Origin of the sequence: Pseudomonas sp. EYE_354 (genome assembly GCF_023148575.1) — a bacterium.
Classification (GTDB): Bacteria; Pseudomonadota; Gammaproteobacteria; order Pseudomonadales; family Pseudomonadaceae; genus Aquipseudomonas.
This window is the reverse complement of the sequence record NZ_JAHXNQ010000016.1, coordinates 1-19,585: the sequence shown is the minus strand read 5'-3', so window position 1 is coordinate 19,585 and position 19,585 is coordinate 1. Positions and strand designations below refer to the sequence as shown.

19 protein-coding genes are annotated in these 19,585 nt (G+C 58.4%); 5 read left to right on the top strand and 14 right to left on the bottom strand.

The window, feature by feature from the left end; translation table 11 throughout:
* Positions 1-94: 94 nt before the first annotated feature.
* Positions 95-634, bottom strand: a complete 540-nt coding sequence (locus KZX66_RS20740) for an AAA family ATPase (RefSeq protein ID WP_248082894.1) — start codon at positions 632-634, stop codon at positions 95-97.
* 231 nt (positions 635-865) lie between these two features.
* Positions 866-1,930: a 2,3-butanediol dehydrogenase gene (locus tag KZX66_RS20735; protein WP_248083178.1), complete on the bottom strand. Its 1,065-nt coding sequence runs from the start codon at positions 1,928-1,930 to the stop codon at positions 866-868.
* Between the two features lie 363 nt (positions 1,931-2,293).
* Here KZX66_RS20735 and KZX66_RS20730 point away from each other — a divergent pair, with 363 nt between their 5' ends.
* Positions 2,294-2,929 carry a LysE family translocator gene (locus KZX66_RS20730; RefSeq protein ID WP_248082892.1) on the top strand — a complete coding sequence of 212 codons (636 nt, stop codon included), beginning with the start codon at positions 2,294-2,296 and terminating at the stop codon, positions 2,927-2,929.
* Positions 2,930-3,020: 91 nt separating this feature from the next.
* Here the strand turns inward: KZX66_RS20730 and KZX66_RS20725 are convergent, their stop codons facing one another.
* Genes KZX66_RS20725 through KZX66_RS20715 form a run of 3 tightly spaced genes read right to left on the bottom strand, consistent with a single transcriptional unit; the run spans position 3,021 to position 5,880 of the window.
* Complete coding sequence (locus KZX66_RS20725) at positions 3,021-3,641, bottom strand: hypothetical protein (protein ID WP_248082879.1); 621 nt, start codon at positions 3,639-3,641, stop codon at positions 3,021-3,023.
* A complete protein-coding gene (locus tag KZX66_RS20720) occupies positions 3,638-4,210 on the bottom strand; it encodes an RNA polymerase sigma factor (protein ID WP_248082877.1) in 573 nt (190 codons plus the stop codon). Before KZX66_RS20720 ends, KZX66_RS20725 begins: the two co-directional genes overlap by 4 nt.
* 41 nt (positions 4,211-4,251) lie before the next feature.
* Positions 4,252-5,880, bottom strand: coding sequence for a VWA domain-containing protein (locus tag KZX66_RS20715; RefSeq protein ID WP_248082875.1), 1,629 nt, complete (start codon positions 5,878-5,880; stop codon positions 4,252-4,254).
* A gap of 464 nt (positions 5,881-6,344) precedes the next feature.
* Between KZX66_RS20715 and KZX66_RS20710 the strand changes: the two genes are divergently transcribed.
* Complete coding sequence (locus tag KZX66_RS20710) at positions 6,345-8,024, top strand: M10 family metallopeptidase C-terminal domain-containing protein (RefSeq protein WP_248082873.1); 1,680 nt, start codon at positions 6,345-6,347, stop codon at positions 8,022-8,024.
* A 50-nt stretch (positions 8,025-8,074) separates the two neighbouring features.
* Here KZX66_RS20710 and KZX66_RS20705 read toward each other — a convergent pair whose 3' ends face one another.
* The 4 genes from KZX66_RS20705 to KZX66_RS20690 are packed head-to-tail and all read right to left on the bottom strand — an operon-like array spanning position 8,075 to position 10,416.
* Positions 8,075-8,725, bottom strand: a complete 651-nt coding sequence (locus KZX66_RS20705) for a DUF799 domain-containing protein (RefSeq protein WP_248082871.1) — start codon at positions 8,723-8,725, stop codon at positions 8,075-8,077.
* Positions 8,722-9,084 carry a DUF4810 domain-containing protein gene (locus KZX66_RS20700; protein ID WP_248082869.1) on the bottom strand — a complete coding sequence of 121 codons (363 nt, stop codon included), beginning with the start codon at positions 9,082-9,084 and terminating at the stop codon, positions 8,722-8,724. Before KZX66_RS20700 ends, KZX66_RS20705 begins: the two co-directional genes overlap by 4 nt.
* Before the next feature lie 29 nt (positions 9,085-9,113).
* Positions 9,114-9,794, bottom strand: a complete 681-nt coding sequence (locus tag KZX66_RS20695; protein WP_248082861.1) for a CsgG/HfaB family protein — start codon at positions 9,792-9,794, stop codon at positions 9,114-9,116.
* Between the two features lie 40 nt (positions 9,795-9,834).
* A complete protein-coding gene (locus KZX66_RS20690; protein ID WP_248082859.1) occupies positions 9,835-10,416 on the bottom strand; it encodes a hypothetical protein in 582 nt (193 codons plus the stop codon).
* A 173-nt stretch (positions 10,417-10,589) separates the two neighbouring features.
* Here KZX66_RS20690 and KZX66_RS20685 point away from each other — a divergent pair, with 173 nt between their 5' ends.
* The 3 genes from KZX66_RS20685 (at position 10,590) to KZX66_RS20675 (ending at position 12,545) form a co-directional block, all read left to right on the top strand.
* Positions 10,590-11,201 carry a hypothetical protein gene (locus KZX66_RS20685; protein ID WP_248082855.1) on the top strand — a complete coding sequence of 204 codons (612 nt, stop codon included), beginning with the start codon at positions 10,590-10,592 and terminating at the stop codon, positions 11,199-11,201.
* Between the two features lie 16 nt (positions 11,202-11,217).
* Complete coding sequence (locus KZX66_RS20680) at positions 11,218-11,805, top strand: hypothetical protein (protein ID WP_248082853.1); 588 nt, start codon at positions 11,218-11,220, stop codon at positions 11,803-11,805.
* Positions 11,806-12,287: 482 nt separating this feature from the next.
* Positions 12,288-12,545 (top strand): hypothetical protein, encoded by a 258-nt coding sequence (locus KZX66_RS20675; RefSeq protein ID WP_248083176.1) that lies wholly within the window; start codon positions 12,288-12,290, stop codon positions 12,543-12,545.
* A 33-nt stretch (positions 12,546-12,578) separates the two neighbouring features.
* Here KZX66_RS20675 and KZX66_RS20670 read toward each other — a convergent pair whose 3' ends face one another.
* The 5 genes from KZX66_RS20670 to KZX66_RS20650 form a co-directional block, all read right to left on the bottom strand.
* Entirely contained in the window at positions 12,579-13,076 is a 498-nt protein-coding gene (locus tag KZX66_RS20670) for an RDD family protein (RefSeq protein ID WP_248082851.1), read from the bottom strand.
* 164 nt (positions 13,077-13,240) lie between these two features.
* Positions 13,241-13,723, bottom strand: coding sequence for a hypothetical protein (locus KZX66_RS20665; RefSeq protein ID WP_248082849.1), 483 nt, complete (start codon positions 13,721-13,723; stop codon positions 13,241-13,243).
* A complete protein-coding gene (locus tag KZX66_RS20660) occupies positions 13,720-18,006 on the bottom strand; it encodes a hemagglutinin repeat-containing protein (protein WP_348983837.1) in 4,287 nt (1,428 codons plus the stop codon). The genes KZX66_RS20665 and KZX66_RS20660 overlap by 4 nt, the downstream gene beginning before the upstream one ends.
* Positions 18,007-18,471: 465 nt before the next feature.
* The gene (locus KZX66_RS20655; RefSeq protein ID WP_248082845.1) at positions 18,472-18,858 is read right to left on the bottom strand and encodes a hypothetical protein; all 387 of its coding nucleotides are present in this window, start codon (positions 18,856-18,858) and stop codon (positions 18,472-18,474) included.
* 515 nt (positions 18,859-19,373) lie between these two features.
* A partial coding sequence (locus KZX66_RS20650) for a transposase (protein WP_248082843.1) occupies positions 19,374-19,585 on the bottom strand: 212 nt, incomplete at its 5' end.

Below are 19,585 nucleotides of genomic sequence, written 5' to 3'. Positions count from 1 at the left end.
AGCACCTGATGTGCTCAAAAACGTTTTTACACAGCCTCGGCCAATAGCAGCCACACGTAAACGGCAGTCCCGCATTGAATCAGGTAACCGTCGATCAATCTCGCGGAGTCTGGATGGTCGAATTTCCAATGCTCGCGAGAAAAGTGCCGGTATCCCGATTAGAGCGCAGACAAACCACGCGGCAAGCTGGTGGCGCTGTTGCAACAAGTTGCTGCATCTTTTCTCGCGCTGATTTTTTCGTCCGCCACATGAATCTAAAAAACTCCGGCAGGTTCATCAGCAGTTCGGGGCAGTTCTCAGGCAAGTCAGGCCGAGACTGACCGCGTTGGAACAGGGTTCTGCGCAGTACGCGCAAGAATCGAAGCGTCGCCGAACGATCAATCCATATCAAAAGATCTGCACGGGCCAGCCGGTTGTCCCAAGTGGCTGAATGGCCGCCTTCGAATATCCAACAATCTCGGGCCTCTACATCGAGACAAAGCTGTGTCTTCTCGTCCGCACTTCGCTCGATCCAACCTGGCTGCCAGTGAATAGTGTCGATATGAACGACCGGCAAACCTGAGCGAACACCAAGCTCACGCGCCAAAGTGCTTTTGCCTGACCCAGGTTGACCAACAATCATCACCCGTTGCATCGAAGCTCCTTCTCGCTATGCAAGCTGATTTTTCGGGGGTGGCGGTTTTACCTCAAGACCTATCTCGGTCAACAACAAGCGGTCAGTATGACAGGCAGCTTCGATAACTGGCCGGTTCCAGCCCTTCACGAGAGCCACCAATCGTCCCATACAAACGAAAATCCATAGGCCTTTCGGCCTATGGATTTTTTATGAGGCCCAGAGCAAAAACCGCCCAATCCCCCCTCCTACTCAGCCCCGCGCCGGCGACACAATAATCTTCACGTTGTGTTCCTTATTTCGAACCAACTCGTCAAACCCCTCCCCCACAATCTGCTCCAACTGAATGCGCCCGGTCACCAGCGGTGTGATGTCCAGCCGTCCATCCGCGATAAATGCGATGACGTCCGCGAATTCACCGTTATAGGCCAATGCGCCGAGGACTTGTTTTTCGGTGGAGACCAGCTCGAAAAAGTTGAATTCACTGGGTTCTTCGAAGATGCCCACGAGGACGCATTTGCCGGCCTTGCGGATGAGGTCGATGGCGAACTTGGCGGTGTGTTTGTTGCCGATGCATTCAAAACTGACGTCCGCGCCGAGCCCGGCCGTGAGGCGGCGGACTTCGGCCAAGGCGTCGCATTGGTTGGGATCGAGCACGTGGGTGGCGCCCACTTCGAGGGCTTTGGCTTTGCGCGCGCTGGACATTTCCAGGGCGATCACCTGCGCTGCGCCCGCCGCTTTGGCGCACATGATGGTGCATAGGCCGATGGTGCCTGCGCCGACCACCACCACGTTTTGCCCGAGCAGGCTTCCGGCTTTTTTCACGGCGTGCATGCCCACTGCCAGCGGCTCGATGAGGGCTCCGGCTTCGGCCGGAAAGTTTGCCGGCAAGGCGTACAGCAGGTTGGCGGGCACGTTGACCAGTTCGGCGAAGGCGCCATTGTTCATCAGGCCGGTGAAGGCCAGGTTTTCGCAGATGTTGTACAGACCGTGGGTGCAGTAGTAGCACGTGCCGCAGTGCTGGCAGGCGTCGGCCGCCACCGGGTCGCCAACATTGAAGCCCTGCACACCGGCGCCGAGTTCGACGATCTCGCCACAAAACTCATGACCCAGGATGCACTGGCCCTTGATGCCGGTCAGCGGGTGCGGGGCGTCAACCGGGATGAACACCGGCCCGGCCACGTACTCATGCAGGTCAGACCCGCAGATGCCGCACCATTGCACGCGAATCTGCACCCAACCTGCCGGTGGCGAAACGGGCAGCGGTACGTCTTCAACGCGGATATCGTTACGGCCGTGCCAGACAGCGGCACGCATGCTGCGTTGCGAAGTGATCGGTAGGGTCATAGCGACGTCTCCTTGAGGCGGTTGGCACTGGCGCGCCGGGTGGGTTGCCAGAGCCAGAGCAAGGCCGGTGCCAGCTGGGCCAAACGGCCTGAACACGCCTTTTTTAGAGCGCTCCGATGCCACGCGCAGGCTGGCCCACATCGCGGTCGAATGAGACGCGCCAAGTCAGGTCGCACGCGCCCGCGACGAGACCGTGAGACGCTGCGTCTCAGTGCCAGCGCGCACCTGTATGACGTTTTGTCGGCCCATCTGTATCTAACGCTCGCCCCCGCGGCCGCCCTACCATCAGACACATCCAACCCGCGCAACAAAGCACCTACAAGGAGTTAACCCGTGCCCGAACTGTCGAGCCTGCTGGCGTATGGTCTGATTTCACTGGGAATGGTGCTCACGCCCGGCCCGAACATGATCTACCTGATTTCACGCTCGATCTGCCAGGGGCCGCTGGCCGGGTTGATTTCACTGGGCGGCGTGGCACTCGGTTTTGTGGTGTACATGCTGTGTGCCGCGCTGGGTATCACCGCGCTGTTGATGGCGGTGCCTTACGCATATGACGCGCTCAGGCTCGGCGGCGCGCTGTACCTGCTGTACCTGGCCTGGCAAGCGGTCAAACCGGGTGGGCGCTCTGCGTTCCACGTGCGCGATTTGCCCAAAGACGGCCCCCGCAAGTTGTTCATGATGGGCTTTGTGACCAACCTGTTGAATCCGAAAGTTGCGGTGATGTATCTGTCGTTGCTGCCGCAGTTCATCACCCCCACCGGACACGGCAGTGTGCTGATGCAATCGGTGGTGCTGGGGTTTACCCAGATCATGATCAGCGTGAGCGTCAACGCGGTGATCGCGATCATGGCGGGTTCCATCGCCACGTTCCTGGCGGCCAAGCCCGTATGGCAGTTGGTGCAGCGTTGGCTGATGGGCACGGTGCTGGCCGGTCTGGCCGTGCGTATGGCGCTGGATGCACGGCGTTGAACGCAACGGTTTATAAAATGGCCACGGGGGGGCAAGCCTGCGGCAGGGGGTAAAAAGCCCCAGGCGCACACGCCTGGGGCTTTTTTGCGGCTCACCGCTTACGCAATGCCTCCAACCGCGCCGGCAGGTCTTCGTCGGGGAAGCGCGCGTGCAGCGCCAGCAGTTTTTCATCCGCGGCCTTGCTTTGACCTGCTTCGCGCAGCCGCACAATCGCCTGCAATTCCGCCTCCAGCGAGGGCAATGCCAGTGGCGCGCGTTTGCTGAGTTTGGCGCTCGACTCGTCCGCCAAGGCCCCGGCGATTTCAGCCTGCACCGGCGCGCTTTCCGTCTGCGGCGCCTTGGGTGCGGCAGCCATTCTGGCCATCGGCGCGGGTGCCGGTGCGGAAAACGCCTGGGGTGCGGGTCGGGCGGCTTCTTCGCGCAAGGCGGAGAAGGTCGCGGTGGAGATTTCGGGTTGCGGCACCGGGGAGCGCATCACCACACCGATCATCAGCGCCACACCGGCCACGGTGGCGAATGCCATTTGCCAGCGCGGGCGCTGGCAGGCGTGCAGCCAGCGTTGCCACAGGTTCGGTTGCGGCGCCGGGGCTTCACGGCGGGCGGCGTTGAGGATGAAGGCGTCGAGGGACGCGGGCGGCTCGCCGGTGCTGTGTTGACGAAAATGCTGAAGCAGCAGGTCGTCGTTGTCTGGAGTAGGTCGGGCGTCGGTCATACGAGTATCTCCTCGGCCAGCAGGCGGCGCAGTTTCTGCTGGGCGTAACGCAGGCGGCTTTTGACGGTTTCCAGCGGGGCGCCGATGAGGGCAGCGATGTGCGGCACCTCGAGGTCGCCGTGCAGGCGCAGCAGGAAAACTTCGCGCTGGTCTTCGGGCAAGTCTTGCAGCGCCGCGTCGAGCCGGGCCTGATCGCGGCTCAGGCTCAGTTGCTGCTCGGGGCCGGCGCTGTCGTCGACCCTGGCGTGCAGTTGCTCATCGTAGCTGTCGTGCAAGGGCGTGTGGATGCCGTGCTTGCGCCAATGGTCGATCAGGCGGTTGCGGGCAATCTGGAACAGCCAGGTACGAAAACTCGCCCGGCCTTGTGGCTGGGTGCCGCTGCGGATCAGGCTGAGCCAGGTTTCCTGGTAGATTTCCTCGGCCAGTTCGGCCTTGTTGCTCAAGGACACGAGAAAACGGTACAGGCCCTGACGATGCCGTGCGTACAACACTTCGAACGCGGCGGCATCGCCGGTGCGGTAGCGGGCCAGCAGGGATTCGTCGCTGGGTGGATCATCGGGTACGGCCATGTCAGGGGCTGACTCCTTGGTGAAGTTAAATCCGTTCAACATCAGTGTTTCAGGCCTTGAGCCAACTCCACCAGTTGCACAAACTCATTGCGCAAACCGAACGGGTCATCGCCACGGGCCGAACGGGCAAGTGCCGCCGTGTCGTTCAAGCTCATGTTGCCAGTGTAGCGGCCATCGCCTTTGAGCTGTTGGGCGAAGGCGGCCACGGCGGCCGCGAACCGCAGGTCATCGCTGGCTTGGGTAGACACCTTGCCCACGGGCCGCTCGATCAAGCGGCTATTACCGCCCGCCGCAGACTTGTAGCGCACGCGGACCATCGCCAGTTCACCGGATTTGTTTTTAGCCGCAGGCACTGACGCGTAGCGCAACGGCTCCAGCCAGCCCTTCTCGCCCCTTGGCACAATTTCGTACAGCGCTGTCACCGTATGGCCCGCACCGATGTCGCCGGCATCGACCTTGTCGTTGTTGAAATCCTCACGCTTCAACGCACGGTTTTCATAGCCCAGCAGCCGGTATTCGCTGACCTGCTCGGGGTTGAATTCCACCTGCAATTTCACGTCCCGCGCCACCACGGCCAGGGTGGAGCTGAGCTGATCCACCAGCACCTTGCGTGCCTCGCGCAGGGTGTCGATGTAGGCGTAGTTACCATCGCCAGCATCGGCCAGTTGTTCCATGAGGTGCTCGTTGTAGTTATCCACACCAAACCCGAGGGTGGTCAGCGATACGCCGCTTTTGCGTTGTTCGACTGCCATTTGCTTGAGGCTGTCGAAGTCGCTGATGCCCACATTGAAGTCGCCGTCGGTGGCCAGCAGGATGCGGTTGATGCCCTTGTCGATAAAGCCTTCGCGGGCCATCTGGTAGGCCAGTTGAATGCCGGAGGCACCGGCCGTTGAGCCACCTGCGGTGAGTTGGTCGATGGCGTTGCGGATCCTGGCCTTGTCGCGGCCTGAGGTGGGCGGGAGCACCACACGGGATTCACCGGCGTACACCACCAATGAAACACGGTCCTGCTCGCGCAACTGATCCACCAGCAGCTTCAAGGTGCTCTGCACCAGCGGCAAGCCTTCGCGGCGATCCATGGAGCCGGACACGTCCACCAGAAACACCAGGTTGGCCGGCGCCAGCTGCGCCACCGCACGGTCGGACGCCTTGATGCCGATGCGCAACAGTTGCGTGCGCGGGTTCCACGGTGTGGCCGCGACTTCGGTGGTTACGCCAAATGGCGAGCCGTCGGTGGGCAGTGCGTAGTCGTAGGGGAAGTAGTTGAGCATTTCCTCCAATCGCACAGCGCCTTCGGGTGGCAGGCTGCCCTGGTTGAGGAAACGTCTTACGTTGGCGTAACTGCCGGTGTCGACATCAACGCTGAAGGTGGAAACCGGCGTTTCGGCAACCCGATGCACCGGGTTGTCCGGCAGGTTGGCGTATTGCTCGCGAGGTACGCTGCGGTAGTCCATGGCCAGCGACTCCTGCATGCGCATCGGTGCCGGCATTGCCATGCGCTTGACCAACGCGCCCTGTACCGTGGCGTTCTGTCGCTCAGCGACCGGCGCGGGCTCGGCCGGTTCGGCCACCTCATGGGAAGACGACCCTCCACAGCCTGCCAGCGTGATCAGGAAGGTCATGGCGAAGCCGCAAGCTGCGGGACGTCGGTGCAGAAGAGGACGGGACATGGGTTAACCTCGTGCGTGAATGATCCACTCGCAAGGTCAGACGTAAAGCTTCTCGCATTCGGGTTAATGACCGGTCAACCCGGATAAATCCTGGCAGGTTGCGCCGCGTCCATCTGGGGATCGATGCCGCCCCAGCATCGGCGGGCTTGAGCGCTCAACTGACACCGCACGCAAAACAATAAACGCCCATTTCAAGCGCCCGCAACCCGGCCAAAACAATCTTATGCGGACACATATCGACCTTTGAACACTCGCCCGCGCACTGGCAGTTTTGCACTCGGCAAAACGGAGTTTGCGCGCTTGATGACGTAAGGAAAGGTGCATACAACACAGCGGAAACGACTACCGTGAGAATACAGTTCACAACGCCTTTTCAACTCTATACGCAAAGCCCTCAACCGGCCCGACGCCCCTCCCGCCAGTCCTTCCTGAGGGCGATTTTCCGGCCATTTCTACAGCCGTTCATGCCGCACCGTTACGTACGCCAGGTTCAGCACCAGTACGTGCATCAAAACCGCCGCTCGGACCCGCCACCGACGGACACTCGCAACGACGCGAACGGCAACTACGATGCGACGCTGCGCGCGAACGACCCTCATATCGCCAGGATCAACAAGCAATCCTTCGACAAGCAGCGAGCCATCGAGCAACTGACACAGGGCGCCGGCCAGTGGCAGGACTGGAACCGAAACGGCACGACGGAAATTGCCTATACGTTCAAGCAGGGGCCCGGCGCCTTCAACGACGCTCAAAAACACGAGGCCCGGCGCGCCATCCAGTCCTGGGGCGATGTCGCCAACCTGGCCTTCACCGAGAACGGCAGCCACACGGAGGGAAAACTGTCCTTCCAGATCTCCAACAACGAAACCACCGCCACAGGCTTCTATCCCGGCCCGCACGCCATCAGCGGCGACACCCGTTACAACCCCAACTACGTGACCCGCCCGACCATCGCCCACGAAATCGGCCACACCCTGGGCCTGACCCATCCAGGCCGTTACGACAGAACAGCGTCCGAGGGGCAACGGGTTTACGCACAAGACTCCAAAGCCCATACCGTCATGAGTTATTTCGACGCACGAGACAGTGGCAAACGGCTGGAGGGACGGCCAAAAGCGCCGATGATGGACGACATCAGCGCCGTTCAACAACTGTACGGCGCCAATCACCAAACCCGTCGGGGCAACACCACCTACGGCTTCAATTCCAACAGCGGCAGGGATTACTACTCCCTCGCGCACCCGCGTGAAGCCGCCGCCTTCTGCATTTGGGACGGCGGCGGCAATGACACCCTGGACGTTTCGGGCTACAGCAACAACCAGGTCATCAACCTCAAGGACGGCTCATTTTCCGACGTGGGCGGCTTGCTGGGGAATGTCTCGATTGCCCGCGGTTGCAGCATCGAAAATGCCATTGGCGGCGCGGGCCACGACGCACTCATCGGTAACGATGCCAACAACCGGCTCACCGGTGGGCGAGGCGGTGATCGGTTGCGCGGGGGTGGGGGTGCCGACACGTTCGTCTATCACCATGCCAGCGACTCCACGCTTGAAGCGCCGGATGAAATCATGGACTTCACAAGCGGGCTCGACAAAATAGACGTGTCGGGCGCGCTGAGAAACGCCGGGCTGTCTGCACTGTTTGTCGTCAACAACTGGAGTGGCAAAGCCGGCGAAATGCGCCTGACCTATGATGAAAAAAGCGCCACGGGCACGGTGTCCATCGACCTGAGCGGCGATGGAAAACCCGATCTGCTGATCAAGACCCATGGGCAGGTCAAACCCCAGGACATCCTCCCCGCGCCTACCCTGGCGCCCACACCGCCACAGGCGGGCGCCGTCACAGCCAGGCCGCCCGTGGTCTTCAACAGGGCGAGTGAGTCAACGCTTGCCAATGCGCGCCTGCTCACGGACTTCGCCAGCGGCACCGACAAGCTTGATCTGCGCGCAATCGAAAAAGAAGCCAACACGCGCCTGACCCTCGTGACGCAATTCACCGGGCGCATTGGCGAGACCCTCGTGAGTTACAACCCGAACAGCCGTCGCTACTTCGTCGCCGTCGACCTGAGCGGCAACGGCAGCACGGACTTCCTGGTTAAAAGCACGCACCTGATCAAGCCCAAGGACATCCTGGTGAACCCCTAAGGCCAAGCCTTTGCCGACCGGAGGACGGCCAGCAAAGGTTTTTTTTAGGCTCAGTCGGTGCCGTACTTGGGGTTACGCGGCCCGTACAAAATCCCCGCACGTTGCCCCGGTGACAGCAGGCGTGCGCTGGTGATCCCGGCAATCGGGTGCGCGGCGTCGGTGGAGCTGTTGATCACCTGCTTGACCGCTGCGGTGATCAGCATGCCGACCAGGCCGCCGCCGTTGTTGTTGCCCTCTTCGCTGGAAGCCCGCGCCGAGCCGGTCCACAGGGTGGTGCCGGTGCGCAGGTCCACCAGTTTGGCCGACGCGGTCACAGCGGTGTCGCTGGCGATCAGCATGTACTTGGTGCCGTACTCGCTGACGGTGATGTACAGCGCCGCATCCGCACCAAAGATGTCATGCAGCTTGGCCGGCGGCACGCCCTGGATATCGTTGGCGGTGGTCAGGCCGTTCTGGCGGAAGGTTTCGTCCACCAGGGCGATCGGCAACACGTAGTAGCCGGCTTCGGCCAGCGGGTAAGTGACCTGCGAGACCAGGCTGTAGGAGGCCTGCACTTCCGGAGATTCGTTGATCGGTGGCAGCACCAGGATCGACTTCGGTCGTGCCTGTTTGTATGCCGTGTAATCAATGGTCTTGGGCGCTGCGCAACCGCCGAGCAAGGCCAGGGCCAGCAGGGCGCCGGTGAGTTTCAACAGGCTCATTTGGCGGCCACTCCGGTCTTGGCGTTTTTCAGCAGAAAGTCCATGTACGACGCGGACTCGGGGAACAGTGCTTTCTCGGTGCGAAATTCCTGCACCATCTGGTCATCCTTGCCCATGCTCAGGTACAGCATGCCCAAGTGGGCGTGGTAACCCGGCGGCGCCTTGCGGCCACTGGCGTTGATCTTTTGCAGATCGCGCTCCAGTGCTTCGACCTGCGCTTCCTTGGGCTCGCCTTTGAAGTACTCGTAAACCTGTGGCTGGTAGCTTTCCCATTGATACAGGGGCTGGGGCGCCGTCTGGCACCCGGTAACCAGCGCGATTGCTGTCAGCGTCAGCGCTAACTTCACTGCCTTGCTCATCCGTGTACTGCTCCTTGAGAGGTTGCTGATCAGTTGCGCGGGTTCCAGGCGCCGGCGTTGATGCCGTCGACCAGGCGGTTGATCGCTTCGCGCATGGCCAGGTCGAGGACCTTGCCATTGAGGGTGGAGTCGTAGCTGGCGGTGCCGCCGAAGCCGACCACTTCACGGTTGGACAGCGCGTATTCACCGGCGCCCTGGGTGGAATACACCACTTCGGAGGTGCTGATGTTGACGATGTTCAACGCGACTTTGGCGTAGGCCACTTGGGTCTTGCCACGGCCGAGAATGCCGAACAACTGGCGGTCGCCGGTTTCTTTACGGCCGAATTCGGTCACGTCGCCAGTCACCACGTAGTCAGCGCCCTTGAGCTTCTGCGCGGTGCCTTTGATCGCAGCTTCCTGGGAGATTTCGCCCATGTTGTCGCGGTCCAGCACGCTGAAGCGGTGGGTCTGCTGCAGGTGGGTGATGAGGATGGTCTTGGCCTGGCCGCCGAGGCGGTCAACGCCGTCGGAGAAGATGCCGCGCATGTAGCTGGAGCGGTTGTCGAACTTGCCCACGGCGATTGGCACGCGCACGCCGGAGTAGGCGACGCTGGCGCTGGCGACTTGCTCCACCGGCATGGCGCGGTTGCTCTCCGTGGCGCAACCGGCCACGGTCAGCAGTGCTGCGGCGGTGAGGCCGGACAGCAGGATTTTGGACAGTGTTTTCACGAGGTGCTCCTAAGTGGGAAATCGGATGCGGCAGGTAACGCTAGCGGGAAGGAATGTTGCGTAAGTCGTCGACGATAAAGCGGCTCAACACCCCGGTGTAGAACCGCTCCACACTGGCGTTGCCCGTGTTGGTCAGCGCGCCAGCCACGGTCTTCATGTTCTCCCAGTTGCCCCGATACCCGGCGGGCATCAGACCTTGGCGCACCTGGGAAAAATGCAGCACCTCGGCGCCGGCCTTCTTGACCTTGACCTGGTAGTTGAAATCGACGCTGGCAAGAATGGAGTTGTCATCGACGGCAGGGGCCAGGAACCCGACCTGGCTGTTCTGCATACGCCGCGTATAGACAACGTTCACATCCAGCAAATAGTCGGCACTGGCCTTGCTGGTGGCGTAACGCTTGGCCTTGAGCAAGCGGTCGACCAGGTCAATACCGAGTTGCTGGCGAACCTTGTCATCCGGCAAAAACCGCTCGCTCTTGCCCGCCACCTCAACATCGAAATTGTCGAGCCAGTAAGTGGCAGTCTTGGGAATAGTCACCGGTGCCGGGGAAATGTAGTAATCCGGCTTGGAGGCGCAGCCCGCCAGTAGGCAGACGCAGAGGAACACGGCGAACGCGCGCATGTGTGAATTCATCCCTGAAAAGTATCGTGCTTTAAACAATCGCGGCATTTTACGGGGTTGAGAGCGGTTCTCAAGGTGTTTCGTCGGATGCCGTGCGGTGGCGCACATTCCCTCAAGTTCTTCGCCCACGGGTCGAAACAGTAGCTTGGCTTGTTCATTTATAGGGATATTGCGTGTTTAAAATTCTGCTCCGGGCTACGGCCCTGCTCGCCGCGCTGTCGATGACCGGCTGCGTGTCCTACACCGTCACCGGCCCTATCGCCGCCCCGCTCCACCCAGTCGCAGCCAGCAGCCCGCGCAGCGCGCAAGTCGCCGATGTGACGGTGAGCGCCGCCGACGTCAACGAGGCCAACAAGGCGGCCATCAGCAGCTCCCTGACGGCGCAGATCAGCCAGTACGTGCGTACTGCCGGTTACTTCAAGCAAGTTACCGAGTACCCGGTGCGCCTGGGTGAGCAAGACGTCACGCTCAAATTCAACATGACCGCCCTCAAGGGCCATCGCGCGCCGCACCCGGCATACGTGCCCGGCGCGCTGCTGACGCTGACGATCTGGATCTGGGTCAACGGCCCGATCTACGTGGACAGCTTCGAGGTGGCCGGCGACCTGGTGATCGTCGATCGCAACGGCAAGGAACTGGCCAAGGCCAAGGACTCGATCATCTTCGAACACAACGTGGGGCTGTACAGCGGCCAATACTGGGCGCCTTCGATGGGCGGCCAACAGCTGACCAAACTGGTCGGACAACTGCTCGACACCGCTACCGCCAACCTGGCCAAACCGTAATCTCAAGGAGCACTGCATGAAAGGATTGATCAAACACAGCCTGGTACTCGCCGCGGTCCTGCTGACCGGTTGCGTGTCTTACTCGCAGCACGAACTGCCTGCCGTACAACCCTGGCCGCCGACCGCCAACGCCCCGGCGCAAAAGCCCACGGCGTACGTGCACACCACCGCGCAAAACCACGTCAACGGCGGCCCGGGCAACGCGGCAGTCGGCGCGCCGGTGGTGCTGTGGGAAAAGGCCGTGGCTGATTCTTATCGCGCGTCCAACCGTTTTGCGCGAGTGAGCACCGACAAGGTCGACTCGGATATCTACGTGGATGCCACGCTGCATAACAACGAAGAGTACAGCCCGGTATCGGCGTTCATCACCGGCTTTACGTTCTTCGTCATCCCGACCACGGCAAAGAACATCTTTACCCTGGAGACGGTGTTCAAAGACAAGGATGGCAAGGAACTGGGCCGCGTTAAAAAGAGCGAATCGGTGCGCACGTGGGTGCATCTGGTGCTGATCGTGGGCATTCCGTTCCAGAGCGATACGCGGGAAGTGGTAGAGGCGCTGACGCGCAGTACGCTGGATGAAGCGGTGCAGCGTAAGTTGCTGTAACCCCGCCCCTGTAGGAGCGAGCTTGCTCGCGAAAAACCAGAGAACACCGCCAGCATCGATCGTTCCCACGCTCCGCGTGGGAATGCCGCCTCGGACGCTCCGCGTCCCGCCGGACAACTCAATGTGTGCAGGTGACGTGGAGCGTCACGGGATGCGTTACAACGCGGAACGTGGGAACGATCAGAGATCACTCTGCTGCCTTGCGCGATTTTGGGTGAGGGGCTTATAGTCCGGCCGTCGCCCAAATGGCGATCAGGTTTGGCGACCTGACAACAGAGTGCAAAAGCAATCCGCTTTAATGCAGGTGTTTTTGCACCCGTAAAGCCGTGCCTTTTATGGCGGCTGTGCGCGGGAGACCTACGGGTCTGCCGGTTTACTCTGTTGCCGGTTCGCCAACCTGCGTACAGCTGCCACCCATTCGTTTGGCGACGATTGAGTGGTGGCCTCAACCACTTAACAGAGTGCCAATTATGAGCCGTTACATGCCCCTGACCGGCCACGACTGCGCCATCCCCGCCCTGCTCATCGACACCCAGGCGCCCCTCGACGTCCTCCACGACGCCGCCGTGCACCGCATCCAAGCCGTCACCCAATTGCTGGAAAACCTGGCCTTCCGCGATCAGCTCAGCAGCGACGCTGTGGTGCTGCAGGACTTCGCCCATCTGCTGGCGATTCCGCTGCGTGACGGCTGCGATTTGTTGGATGTGATCAGTCGCAGGCTGAACGCCAACCCGTCCTGAGTTAAACCGGGCGGCCCGTCCAGGCCGCCCTGCTCAGGTATTGATGACAATCGTCCTGGCCAACATATCGCCCAAGCGACGACGCAGGCCGAACAGGGCAAAAAGACCGTCCAGCACACTGAACACCATCTTCGGAACATTGCGCAGGAACGACTGGAACAACGTGCAATTCGTGGGGTACGGGTAACCCACCACGGCCGTGCGGCACACCCGCTTGCCCAGGCTCTGGCCATTGGGCAAGGCATCGCAGAACAGGTAGTACCCGAAGGCCAGAAATAACAGCACATAGTGGAGGCCATTTAAAAACATCGGGCCTGTCACCGAGTGCAAATACACATAGGCGTAGTTCAGGTTGCGGCTCAAAAACAGCAAGAAAAACACCACGGATATATCGATGAAATAGCCGAACAGCCGCCTGAACGGGCTGGCAAGGTCCCAGTTTTGTGCAGCCGATAACCGGCAATCTGAAACAACACACACATAAACAACAGATCGAACGCGCAGGCACAAGGAAGATAAATAGCGACCCACCAAGTTTCATTTTTTTTCATCGCTGCCTTCTTCAAATAGAAATCAGCTCCACCATTGAAAAACCCTGACAATACAGAGTTACTCATTAGCGGAGACAGATTTATTTAATAGCTTACCGATCACCGCTACACCAAAATAAATCCGCCCCCTTCATCCAATCGTAATCAACCTAGCAAGATATCCTGCGTATCGACGGTCTCCACGGATCCATTAGTAACTAGAACCCCCAAGCCAAGCTGGGGATCAAAATTCGCATCAAAAATGAAACCAATTTGACGCACTCCTGCATCAAAGGGAGACATCACTTTAATACACCTCAGAGAAACCAAATCCCGCATCCCATCAATTGCATGGACTTTGGGGGCTTTGATATCAACCTCATCAGCATCAAAGCCCTCTCGGTACTCCTCAATTCTACATAGGTAATAGTTAAAGATCGCCTTTTCTACAGCCAAAGAGATGGAAGCTTTATTTGAATTAAACTCTCGAAACGCAAGCCTCTGAATATCAGAGATAGAGTCCCCATCAAAAGTTTGGACAATGAGTTCAACCTCACACAAACGTCCAAAAATAAACACCTCACATAATCCTGTCCAAGCTTCGTCAAAATGCAGCTCGCCAAAATCTCTATCTGATATACCAGTCATTTCTTAAGCGCCTCCAGCAAACTTCTCTCAGCGATCCCGCCGAGATGGCCATATTTTACACCAAAACCCATCGGACCAACCTTGCCAGTATGAATAAACGAGGGCACCAACTGCAGTGTTCGCATATCTTCAACCTCATGCCACGTATATTTCTGCTCTCTAATAAACCGGACTACATCAGCTTCTTTAACGCCCAGTTGACTCGCTAACATTTTGTTAGCTGCGCGAAAATTAGAATCCCTATTGGTAGTGATCAAACCCGGAAGTCTTATCTCTTGAACTGCAACTGGAGAAAAGTCCGGATAGCCATTTTTGTATGAAATGCCATCAGGCAAGATCGTTTTTAACTCTGGATTATCGAATACAAAATTCGACTCACCTCTAAGTCCTGACCACGAGCCTCCGTTGATTGGTGTCAGTTTGACTCTATCTTCATACCGACTAAGTTGAGGAACAAACGGCCCCATGAAACTGGCATCGTTCGCCGCTGGCGCACTGCTGCCTACTAGTTTTGTTTCACCGGACAGTAGAGTCGTAGCAGGCCCTTTCGCATCCGCCGCAAGCTCTACTGCTTTACCTACCGCACCTGCTCTGCCTGCAGGAATCATCGCCAACGCAAACTCAGCAGAACTCTTTGCCGCCAACCTGGCCCTGGCGACTTCATCGCCTTGGAGCAGATACAGGAAACCCTGCGCTTCGTCGTGGATATCAGCCTCTGGTCCACGCCCAGATACGAAAGCGACTAACCCATTGGCCATTCGCGAGCTGACACCGGGGAAGTCGGTAACAAGGCCCGTGCCAAGCGCCCAGACCCCACGAGCCGTATTCGCTGCCCCCTCACCCAATCCCTGGGGAATTCCTGTTCCTGCGCCCTCCAGCAGAGCGCCAAGCGACGAGTTATAACCAAGGTTTTTCTGATAAAAGTCGTGTTGCTGGTTCACGACGGGATCCAACTTGCCGACTAGGTACTCTTCGTTGATCTCAGATTTGTTGTAGCTGCCGGAATTATTGACGCGATAGTCCTGAAGTAAACGAACAGTTTCATCAGGCGTGTAAGTCTTTTTCGCACCGGCAATAACCGGTACGTCACCCATATCAACACGCTTGCTGTAGCTATCCCCTAAGGGCGCTAGCGCGATCCCCAGATATTTGAGTGTGAGTGGATCCGGCTGATCCTGATGAGCGCCAACGACTTTGTTCCAAGTCGCATCAACGTAGTACACAAGCCCTCTGGCCAAGCGCTGCTCAGCCTCGGCCGTAGTGATCCGGGCCTCCGCCGCCAACGCATTGACTTGTGTCTTCAGCGCCATAACTTCCGCAGGGTGCATCTGACGGTTGAACATTTCGACTTTGGCCGCACTGTTCCCTCCGACTGCAGCCCCGGACAGGCCAGCACCCGAGCCCGCGCCAGCGCCGATGCCTGTAGCGATCAGCACGGAGATGGCGTCTCGGTTCTGCCGCTCAACAATGGTGTTTTTCAGCGCATCCGTGACAATAGGCGTCAAGGCCGCAGAAGCCCCCGCGCCCAACGCGCCGCTCTGCACACTGCCACTGGACAGCCCCATAGCCGCGCCTGCCAACGCATGCAACATCACACGCGCCGCACCGCCTTCAGCCCAAGCCGCCCGAGTGGCCGCATCAGCCTTCGGATCAGTCGCGCGTGAGTGGGCGTAATCACCAATTTTGTTGAAGATATCGCTGGAGGCTGTGTTGGCGACAATTCCCACCGTCGTTCCCACAGGTGCGCCACCCAGCCCTGCCGCGATCAAACCGGTAGCAATGTCGGCCATTAACTTTTTGTCGCCACCGACATGCCAGCGCTTGGCTTCGGCATAAGCGGCATTTGCTGCGAGTACCGTTCCGGCGGCATCCGGCGAACCGGCTTCGGTCTGGGTTTTGGCTTTATCGGCCAGTGCTTTCGCCTCGTCCGCCTTCGCCTTGCCCACCGCACTGATCACCCCACTGGCCAACTGCGCCGAGCTCTGGATCAGGTCAATACGCTCTTGCATGGCCTTTTCATCGGGCCGGTCGAGCTTCTGATTGGCATTGGCGGTGTCGCGATTCAACCCCACCAGGTCGTTGGCACCTTCGGCACTGCGAACCACAATCGTGCCTTCGCTGACCGCGCTACGGGTGTAGCTATGGTCTTTCTCCTTGAGTGCTATCGGGATGCTGCCGCCCATCGACGCACCACTGGTACTGCTGGAAGACATCGAAATACCGGCAGACTGACTTTCGATTTCGCTGACATTCTTGATGTCGCTGACGATCAGGCGGTCAGTGCTTAGCCGGTTCTTATCAGCTGACGCCTCACTGGCAATCACCGCGCCTTGCAGGGTGGTGTTCTTGCCGACATTGATGTCGTAGCCGCCCGTGCCCGCATACAAACCGCTCTGGTCGGTCACGCCCTTGTAGTCGCTGTTCATATTCGCGGCGGCAAGGTTCGCCGAGCCCGCTACGGTAGAGCCGTAGCAGAACGGCGGGACGCAGATACTCGCGCCGAAGCCTGCGCTGCTCTGTTTGCTGCGCGACGACTCGGTGTCCTGTAGGGAGATGATATTAAGGTTTCCGCCAATATCGGCCTTGATACGGTTCGCACGAACCTGGGCGCCTTTGAGAGTGGTATCGCCACCGCTTTGTAACAACAGGCTGCCTGTATCGAGGGTGCTATTGACCTGAGTGACGGAGTTACCGTTGCCATTGTTCTTGGCACCCTGCGCTCCGAGGTCGAGGGTGAAGCCGTTTTGCTCGCCAATATTGAAGCTGGCGCCAATGGCGGTTTTATTTTTCGACCCTTCGTTTTTGCGGTCGGTGGTGTTTTGTGCGCTTTGCATCAGCACATCGTTTTTGGCTAACAACAAGGTGTTGGCGGCTTTCAAGCGGCTGCCGGTGATCTGGATATCACCCTGAGTACCCGCCGCTGCGCCCGTGGCAACGATCGACAAGTCTTGCCCTGCGTTGAGCGTGCTCTGCTTGGCGGTGGCACTGTTGTATTCGCTGCTGTTCTTGCTGCGGTTATTGGCCAGTTCAGTGCCGATCTTGATCAGCGAACCGTTGCCGGGCGTGCCGCCGGTTTTGTTTTTGAAGCCGGAGCTTTGCGCATTGGCGTCTGAAGCCTGGCCATTCAGGTTGTAGGCGGCGAGGGCTGCCTGGGCGATTTTGACTGCCTTGAGGCGTGGGTCATCAGCACTGCGGGCCGCTTTGACGGCGTCGCGCATACTGGTGGCGGTATCCACCACCGAGCCCGCAATCACCCGCCCAACCGCCAAGCTCTTGGAACTGTCCTTACTGGTCTGACTGGCCGTCTCCATCCCCGAAGTAACGGTGACATTCGCCCCGCTCAACTCCATGTTCTTGGTGCTCACCAGATCACTGGCCACCACCTTCAACTCACGCCCCGCCGTCAACGACACATTGCCCGCACTCGAACCAATGGTGCTGCCGGTCAAGGTCATTTCATTGGCCGTGCCGTTGTGCTTCGAGCTGTTGATGTACAGCTTCTGGTTGCCGGTCATGTCGTCCAAACCGAGCTTGTTGCCGGTCAGCACGCCGGTGAGGTCGCGATTTTTTTCCTTGTGCATGTCGGTGCGGGCGAAGGTGTTCTGCGCCGCGTCGATGGTCAGGTCGCGGCCGGCCTGGACGGCGAGGTCGCCGGTGCTGACCAGGGACGAGCCGGGGACCGTGGCATCGCGTTTGGCGGCGACCGTGACGGTTTCGCCGGAGACCATGCTGCCCATGGCGGTGGTGCGTTTTTCGTCGACTTTGTCCTGGACTTTGCTCGACTTGAGGCCGCCCCAGCTGCTTTTGCTTTCCTTGCGTTCGTGACGGGCGCTGTCGGCGTTGCTGACGGCGAGGATGTTCACGTCTTGGCCGGCCACCAGTTGCGTGGCGCCTTTTTCAGCAGTGACGGCACTGCCAGCCAGCAGCAGGTCTGCACCGGCGACGACGGTGCTGTTCGTCCCCGCACTGACCAGGCTGCCAACGTTGTTCACGACGTCAGTTTCATCCAGGCGGAATTTTTTGCCCTGGGAGGTTTTCTTGGTCTTGCTGTAGAAGCTGTAGTCCTGGTTTTCAGCGGACTTGAGGTCGAGGTTTTTGCCGGAGACCAGGTAGGCCTCGTTGCCGGCATTGACCTGGCTGGCGACCAGCTGCAGGTTCTGCCCGGCGCTCAGGGTGACGTCGCCGCCGCCCTTGATCACGCTGGACACTTGCTGCACGTGGTCTTCGATGCTCTTGACCTTTTTCGTGTTGCCCGTGGAGTGTTGCTCGTTGGCTGCCGCGATGGCGTTGAGGTCGCGGGTGGCAATCAGGTGCAGGTCGCAGCCGGCTTGCAGAACAACTGTTGGCTTTTTGATGCCTTGCGTTTTTACGCTGAGGACTTATAGTCCGCCGGTCGGTCAAAAGGACGAAAGTTGAATACACAAACCCTGTAAAAAATGGGGGCGGCTAATCGATAACCGCCCTACTTAAAACATATCAAGCAGATAAAAATAAAAACTAAATTTTTAAAGAGCTCTTTCATACCAGCCTTATAAACTCTAAAAACAAAAACATATACTACATTCGATTCCTCACCAAAACGGTTCCCTACAAATAGATCCGTCCCCTTCCGCACCCTTCGATCCTCATTTTGTGTCGACATCTAATGCCAGTCGAGACAATGCCATGCGAGACAGATTTCTTTGACTCAGACCATTTAAATAAATCCGTCCCATCTTCCAGTTTAAATAAATCCGCTCCCTTTTTGTCTATTTTGAAAGCAGAACATTTAAAGCACCCTTAGATGCACTAACAACCCGCAACCATTCCTCTTTCTCCAAATATTCCTTGTCAGAAAGTCCAGTACCATACTTATCAAAAATGACGTCAAGTGCATTTACCACGCTTTCAACGGACATTGCTTCTTTTTCATCCTTCAGGACCAAACCAATCCAATCGGAAGCATTTTCAGCCAATCCTGTATCATCGTACAAAAAATGTACTGTGTAATTAAACTCGTCATAACCTAAATCCGGCGATGACCGCTCTACCCAAGCTTGGTACTGATAGTCAATGTCCGATAACCCGCTCAAGTATGAGATAAGCTCCTCCCTCATACTAGGAAATTTTAGTTCGGAGAGTTCCAGCTTTTCCATTTTTTATACTCGCTCAGAGGTATATGGACTTGTTCCGCATGTTCTTTAATCGATCCACTAACAGGCTTCCCGTCCCTACCGATAACTCGACCGTTGGACCTCACAATAACATGGTCCACTTGCTGAGTAGGCTGGCTAATATCAGGTTCGCCCTTATCTATCCGTACGCCATTGCCTTGATTTTTTGGATCCTGCCATCTAAATCCCACCCCCTTCTTATTGGGTGTTACTGCCCAAGTATCTGGAAGCTTGGCAATCGTAGTGTCTGGGACATCCCAAATTTTTGGCAATTCGCTCTGTGTTGTTTCAGTGTCTGTCTTGGCACTCGTAGGGTTATGATTTTTCGCCGGAGCATTTTTTCCTGCGCTAGGGATAGTCTGAAGTAGGCCGCTATTTTTCGACTGCTGAGCCATAGGTGCTTTCAAAAAACGGCAGCCGTTCAAAACCGATCACGTCTGCCGCCTATTCCATCCATTTTTTCCGCTGAACGCTCCTCGCAGCAGCTATTTCCCTCATTACGGACGCACCTCTCCTGCGCTGGAGAGCAAATATCGACGCGCCATCCAAAGGTTCGACAGGGCGAACAGCGTCACCATCTGAGCAGTGTTTTTCACCAAGCCTCGGAAACGCACTTTCGTATAACCAAACTGACGCTTGATCACTCGAAATGGATGCTCAACCTTGGCGCGAACCTGGGCCTTGGCTTTCTCGATCTTGCGCATCGCTT

Coding starts and splice junctions, on each gene's coding strand:
- KZX66_RS20740 (WP_248082894.1), bottom strand. CDS start 634: ATGCAACGGGTGATGATTGTTGGTCAACCTGGGTCAGGCAAAAGCACT.
- KZX66_RS20700 (WP_248082869.1), bottom strand. CDS start 9,084: ATGAGCAAGGCAGTGAAGTTAGCGCTGACGCTGACAGCAATCGCGCTG.
- KZX66_RS20705 (WP_248082871.1), bottom strand. CDS start 8,725: ATGAGCCTGTTGAAACTCACCGGCGCCCTGCTGGCCCTGGCCTTGCTC.
- KZX66_RS20735 (WP_248083178.1), bottom strand. CDS start 1,930: ATGCGTGCCGCTGTCTGGCACGGCCGTAACGATATCCGCGTTGAAGAC.
- KZX66_RS20715 (WP_248082875.1), bottom strand. CDS start 5,880: ATGTCCCGTCCTCTTCTGCACCGACGTCCCGCAGCTTGCGGCTTCGCC.
- KZX66_RS20720 (WP_248082877.1), bottom strand. CDS start 4,210: ATGGCCGTACCCGATGATCCACCCAGCGACGAATCCCTGCTGGCCCGC.
- KZX66_RS20725 (WP_248082879.1), bottom strand. CDS start 3,641: ATGACCGACGCCCGACCTACTCCAGACAACGACGACCTGCTGCTTCAG.
- KZX66_RS20655 (WP_248082845.1), bottom strand. CDS start 18,858: ATGGAAAAGCTGGAACTCTCCGAACTAAAATTTCCTAGTATGAGGGAG.
- KZX66_RS20710 (WP_248082873.1), top strand. CDS start 6,345: ATGCCGCACCGTTACGTACGCCAGGTTCAGCACCAGTACGTGCATCAA.
- KZX66_RS20680 (WP_248082853.1), top strand. CDS start 11,218: ATGAAAGGATTGATCAAACACAGCCTGGTACTCGCCGCGGTCCTGCTG.
- KZX66_RS20690 (WP_248082859.1), bottom strand. CDS start 10,416: ATGCGCGCGTTCGCCGTGTTCCTCTGCGTCTGCCTACTGGCGGGCTGC.
- KZX66_RS20665 (WP_248082849.1), bottom strand. CDS start 13,723: ATGACTGGTATATCAGATAGAGATTTTGGCGAGCTGCATTTTGACGAA.
- KZX66_RS20675 (WP_248083176.1), top strand. CDS start 12,288: ATGCCCCTGACCGGCCACGACTGCGCCATCCCCGCCCTGCTCATCGAC.